At 64.2% G+C, this 3,243-nt stretch carries 4 protein-coding genes; 3 read left to right on the top strand and 1 reads right to left on the bottom strand.

Annotation, left to right across the window (positions count from 1 at the left end; genetic code table 11):
- Nucleotides 1-273: 273 nt before the first annotated feature.
- A complete protein-coding gene (locus MLGJGCBP_RS17305; RefSeq protein ID WP_160097155.1) occupies nucleotides 274-1,380 on the bottom strand; it encodes an IS630 family transposase in 1,107 nt (368 codons plus the stop codon).
- A 678-nt stretch (nucleotides 1,381-2,058) separates the two neighbouring features.
- Between MLGJGCBP_RS17305 and MLGJGCBP_RS17300 the strand changes: the two genes are divergently transcribed.
- The 3 genes from MLGJGCBP_RS17300 to MLGJGCBP_RS17290 all read left to right on the top strand — a co-directional run.
- Nucleotides 2,059-2,340, top strand: a complete 282-nt coding sequence (locus MLGJGCBP_RS17300) for a transposase (protein ID WP_236581161.1) — start codon at nucleotides 2,059-2,061, stop codon at nucleotides 2,338-2,340.
- The gene (locus tag MLGJGCBP_RS17295; RefSeq protein ID WP_160097153.1) at nucleotides 2,337-2,501 is read left to right on the top strand and encodes a hypothetical protein; all 165 of its coding nucleotides are present in this window, start codon (nucleotides 2,337-2,339) and stop codon (nucleotides 2,499-2,501) included. Before MLGJGCBP_RS17300 ends, MLGJGCBP_RS17295 begins: the two co-directional genes overlap by 4 nt.
- Nucleotides 2,502-2,827: 326 nt before the next feature.
- A partial coding sequence (locus tag MLGJGCBP_RS17290) for a transposase (RefSeq protein WP_201453097.1) occupies nucleotides 2,828-3,243 on the top strand: 416 nt, incomplete at its 3' end.

The raw sequence follows: 3,243 nt of genomic DNA, 5'->3' as shown, positions 1-3,243 counted from the left end.
GCGGGAGCACGACGACTCCGACGGGGATCAAGCCGCGGCGTAACTCCCGTTGGACTCAAACACCTTGACAAGTTCCGCCGAGAACATGTATTACCTCGATACACACCGTGACTGTCACGCCTGCCGTACAGGTATCTACGGCTCACGGATTACGCCATTGCCGGTTCTGCTGTCCGCCTCCGCCGCTCAGCGCCAGGAAAATCGAAGTCATCCGACACGTGTTTGGGAGGGTATCGAAGACCCCCGATCACGAACTAGTGGTGCGTCTCGGATTTAGCTGATCTTTTCCAGTGCGACGCGGCCGCGCGCAACCTTGGCGAGGATCGATTCGGCGGTGGCGGTCCATTCGTACGGTCGGGGGTGTTCATTATGGGCGTCGAGGTATTCCTCGATCGAGACGATGAGGTGCGGCACGGAGTGAAATACCCCGCGCCGCAGAGCTTTATCAGTCAACTCTCGGAACCAACGTTCGACCAGATTGAGCCACGACGAGGAGGTGGGAGTGAAGTGCAGGTGAAACCGTGGATGCTTGTCGAGCCAGGTCCGGACCTTCTCGTGTTTGTGGGTGGCGTAGTTGTCCAGGATCAGGTGGATCTCCAAGTCCTTGGGCACCTCGCGGTCGATGGTCCGCAGAAATCTCAGAAACTCCTGGTGACGGTGCCGCGGCAGGCGCTGGCCGATCACCTTGCCGGTGAGGACGTCGAGCGCGGCGAACAAGGTGGTGGTGCCGTGACGCTTGTAGTCGTGAGTCATCGTTTCACCCCGGCCTTTGATCATCGGCAGCGAGGCCTGGGTCCGGTCGAGGGCCTGTACCGACGACTTCGCCCCCGCAAGCGGGAGGGACCCCCAGTCCGCGCACAACACGATCGCCCGCTCGGGCGGGTTCAGATACAGACCGACGACGTCGACGAGCTTTTCCTCGAACCGGGGATCGTTCGACAGCTTGAACGTCTCGACTCGGTGCGGCTTGAGTCCGCGAGCGGACCAGACGCGCTGGACGGTGTCCTTCGAGACTCCGACATACTCTGCCATCGTCCGGCAACTCCAATGAGTCTCGCCTTTCGGGCGGTAGTTCTGCGTCAGGTCCACGATCTCCTCGATCTTCGCCTGCGGGATCGACGGCTTGCGGCCACGCCCCTTGCGCACCTCACCCAACCGTGCGAGGCCGTCCTCGTCGAAGCGTGCCCGCCAGTTCGCCACCGACCCTGGCGAGACCGACAACGCCTGCGCGATCGCCGTGTTGGCCACACCATCGGCCGCCATCAACAGCGCCTTGGCCCGCACCACCTCCCGGTGAGCACCGGACTGCGAGCGCGCCAACGACTCGAGCACAACGCGCTGCCCATCGGATATCTCCAGAGCGGGTACCGGGTTCCTCATGCAGGGATTCTATCGAATTGACAGTCAATTATTTGCGAGACACACCACTAGAATGACCGGCGCACCAATTCCTCGGCGTTTCGTACAACCTGCCCAGGCACGTCGGCGTGCGGCGCACTTGACGATCGCCGGCCGCGCCGTGAATGTTCGGGAATGCTCCTTTCGGGGGGGTGCGCAATCCCTTCAGTACGGGTTTGTGTTGTTGCACAATCATTTTGACGTCTGGAGTGACGGCGACTGTCTACGGTGGGAGGACTCGGTGAGTGCCACGGCATCAGCGATCCCACGTATCACCTCGGAGGTTGCGAGATCAACGTCCAAGATGTTGTGTCGTGAGGCTCACTGGACCCCGCGGCCTCACTGTGGCCTTTCGGTGAGGCAGGTCTTGATACCAGGATTCGTCGACCTGCTCGCGTTGCGGAGTGCCGGCTGGTGCGAGAAGCGATTTTCTACTTCCCGCATAGCCTTCCGGTCAATCCCGTCGAGGGGGAGGGCATGCGTCGCGGCGGTCCTCCCGCGCTCTCACCAGGTGATTGGCAGAGTGTCGAAGGCGTGTAACGAGACGCTCTGCTTGCGGACAGCGCGAGCCCAGTCCACTCGGTGGTCGGGCAGACGCTCGAAGAGCACACGCAGCATGATCTCGAGGTTCGACTGCGCGAGCACGGAACCGATGCAGTGATGCCGACCGTAGCCGAAGACGACATGGCGGGCCTCGCCCCGGCCGGTGGTTGCTGCCTGCGGGCACCCGCGAAAGGCGCCTGCCCCTATGCCAATATCTGCGAGCACTGCCCGAGCTTTCACACCGACGCCACCCACCTCGCCGTCCTCGCCGCGCAACGCGTCGACGCCCACGACCTCGCCGAAGACGCAGAACGGCGCGGATGGATCGACGAAGCGGAACGGCACCGCACCCTCGTCTCCCGACTCGACGCCCTGATCGCCCAGGCAGAGACCGCGTGAGCAAAAACGTCCTGGTCAGCGTCGAGCGTCTGCGCCGAATTCGCCACACCGGACAGCCGATCACCTTCACCGCCGCGATCGACTACCTTCCGCCGATCGACTACGAGACGCGCTACCGTGAACTGTGCTCCACCGTCGCCTCGATCCTCGAGGTGGCCTGAACGAAGTCTCCGCTCGATCCAGGGCGGTTCAGAAGACGGTGATCCGCCACAGCGCCGACCTGCGCTCACCGAGACCACGAGCACCAACGACGGGATCGCCAATCCCTGCTCGGCGACTCCCGACCCGACCGAAGGTGGCCTGGCCGACAGTCGCGGCCACGCCGCCGTCCACGATTTGCTCTCGCAGGGAAGAACGACCGATGCCCAAGACCTGCTGCCAACCACGCGGACGGCCGTAGTCTGCTCGACGAGTACGCACCCTCTGCGGGAACGTGTCGCCGCCGGATGTGTCGACGCGACAGTCCTCACGCGCGAGATCTCCGAACTTGGCGGCTACGGCGCACCGCCCACACCGCACCGCCCTCGAGGCCGGCCGAGCCCAGCGTCCTCAGGTCACCGGGTGGCTGACCCGACGACCGGACCGGCTCACCGATGAGGACCGGGTCGGGCGCGACGCGCTCCTGGCGCGCAACCCCGCGCTCGCCGCCACCGGTCGACTGGTCCGGGATTTCGTCGAGATCATGGTCGATCGGCGCGGCGACGACCTGAACGCCTGGATCGGCCGCGCGCGGCGAGAAGGATCGTCGGCATTACGGTCGTTCGCTGCGGGCCTGGTCCGTGATCTCGACGCTTTCACCGCGGGGCTGACACTGCCGCACAGTACTGGCACCGCCCGGGGGCACGTGAACAGGATCAAGATGCTCACACGACAGATGTGCGGGCGAGCCAACTTCGACCTACT

Origin of the sequence: Rhodococcus sp. T7 (assembly GCF_009872365.1) — a bacterium.
Lineage (GTDB): Bacteria > Actinomycetota > Actinomycetes > Mycobacteriales > Mycobacteriaceae > Rhodococcus_F.
The sequence above is the reverse complement of the archived record's forward strand: the minus strand, read 5'-3'. Positions and strand labels throughout refer to the sequence as shown.